We start from the raw sequence: 2,119 nt of genomic DNA on the forward strand, positions 1-2,119 counted from the left end.
CGAAAGTTACTGCGGAAACCAGGAAGAGAAGCGCTCAAACACGCTGTCAAAGCGACGCTGTGATATCAACAAAGTGCTACACAAGAGCGAATACGTTTACTATCAGTCGCTCAGTCGCAGGCACACGTGGCTGATTCACCGCAGATAGGTCGTAACAAAGAAAGGCACTTTGCTGCATCTATTCTCTCTGTTCAGCAGTCAACCCTTGTTGTCTGCTAAGTATTTCAATACAGCCAGACACGTCGCTCCCGAACGTTCCGAAAAAGTCTGCGAGTTCGGCCGCGATGTAGCCGCCGACGACGATCACGAGGTCGTCCGGCGGCGTTTCGAGTTGCAAGGCGTCCGTGCTGGGGCGGAAGTCGACGTCCTCGAGGCCGTCGATCGGCAGTATCGCCGGTCGCGTTCCGGCCGCGATGTGTACGGTGTCCGCCCGTGTGCGCTTGCCGGCGTCGGGACCGTCGCCGATCTCGATCGTTCGGTCGTCGACGAACCGGCCCTCGCCCTCGAGGAGGGTATGCTGACTCGAGGACTGCAACCCGTGGTGGATCGACTCGGTGCTCTCGGAACCGTCGTCGGTGACCTCGCGAACGATCCTGACGAAATCGACGTCGGCCCGAATGCCGAACTCGTCGGCGCGCTCGACGGTCGCCATCACCTCGGCGCGGTACAGCAACTGTTTCGAGGGGAGGCAGCCGCGATTGAGACAGGTGCCGCCGAGCGGTCCCTTCTCGACGACCGCAACCGACTGCTTTCGGACGGTCGCGGCGCTTGCGACGTCGAGTCCAGTCCCGAGCCGACGACGAGTAAATCGTGCTCCGAAAGACCCTCGCCCATACGGGGACGACAGCAGCGACTCTCGTTACTCTTACAGTGGGCCCTCGAGCGCGAACCGACACGAACTGCACGAACGGAACGATTACGAAACGCCGATCGCCAGAAGAAGACGAGTGAGACCGTCAGCGGATCAGAGCCGCTCGAGGATGCTCTCTGCCGTGCTCTTTTCACCCGGCTGTTTCGTATCCGCTGACGTGGACTCGTCGTCCGCGGCGTCGTTCCAGGTCGTTTCGGGTCGGCTCTGAAGGATGTACAGCTGCGTCTCGTCGCCGTTCTCGGCGATCGCCCACTCGATGTCCTGTGGCTCGCCGTAGTGTTGCTCGATCGCTTTCGCGACGTCCGTCAGGTCGATGATTTCGTTGGCGGTGAGCGAGGGGACGTCCGTTCGCTCGTCGTCGACGGAGATTTCCTCGATACCGGCATCGGTCGGGACCGTCATCACGCGTTTCTCGGTGATGTTCCGGTCGACGATCTTGTACACCGGCTTGTCGACGAGGAAGCTGTCCGGGGTCACGCTCCCGCTGACGACCGACTCGCCGAGCCCCCAGTTGGATTCGATGCGGACCTTCGAGCGGTCGCCGTTCGCGGGGTTGACCGTGAACATCACGCCCGACGAGCGCGCTTCGACCATCTTCTGGATCCCGACGCTGATCAGGACCTCGTCGTGGTCGAAGCCGTTCTCCTCGCGGTAGGAAATCGCCCGCGCGGTGAACAGACTCGCCATGCACTCCTTCGTGCGCTGTTTGACCTGCTCGAGGTCGCGAACGTTGAGGTACGTATCCTGCTGGCCGGCGAAGGAGGCGTCCGGGAGGTCCTCCGCCGTCGCCGACGACCGGACGGCGACTTCGAGCTCGTCCGAGGGGTTTCGGTCCCGAAGCTCGGTCCAGGCGGACGCCAGTTCGTCCTCGAGTTCGCTCGGAAACGACGCCTCCTCGATGCGTTCGCGGATGTCCTCGCTCGCCGCGGCGACGGACGTGTCGTCGTCGACGTCGGCGTCCGCGAGGCGATCCTCGATGGACGCGACGAGGTCCTGGTCGTCGATGAAGGCCTCGTAGAAGGTCGTCGTCACGGCGAAGCCGGGCGGGACCTGGACGGAGTCGTCGACCGCCATCAGTTCGCCGAGCGATGCGTTCTTGCCGCCGACGAGCTGGACGTTGTCCTTGTTACACGCCGGTTCGTCGAAGCGCAGGGTGTACGGTGAATCGGTCATGGGAATAGGTAGTGGTGTCGCGTTCGCGGATCGTGTCTACGATGCTTTCTCGAGTATTTCGACGTCGCCGCTTTC

At 62.4% G+C, this 2,119-nt stretch carries 1 protein-coding gene and 1 pseudogene; both read right to left on the bottom strand.

The genetic code is table 11. From position 1 onward, the window contains the following. Nucleotides 1–235: 235 nt before the first annotated feature. Nucleotides 236–834 (bottom strand): annotated as a pseudogene (locus C493_RS17575) (FAD-dependent oxidoreductase); the annotation flags it as partial. Between the two features lie 130 nt (nt 835–964). Further along, nucleotides 965–2,044: a PEP/pyruvate-binding domain-containing protein gene (locus tag C493_RS17580; RefSeq protein WP_007260836.1), complete on the bottom strand. Its 1,080-nt coding sequence runs from the start codon at nt 2,042–2,044 to the stop codon at nt 965–967. Between the last annotated feature and the right edge of the window lie 75 nt (nt 2,045–2,119).

The sequence above is a fragment of the Natronolimnohabitans innermongolicus JCM 12255 genome, from assembly GCF_000337215.1.
GTDB classification, from domain to species: domain Archaea; phylum Halobacteriota; class Halobacteria; order Halobacteriales; family Natrialbaceae; genus Natronolimnohabitans; species Natronolimnohabitans innermongolicus.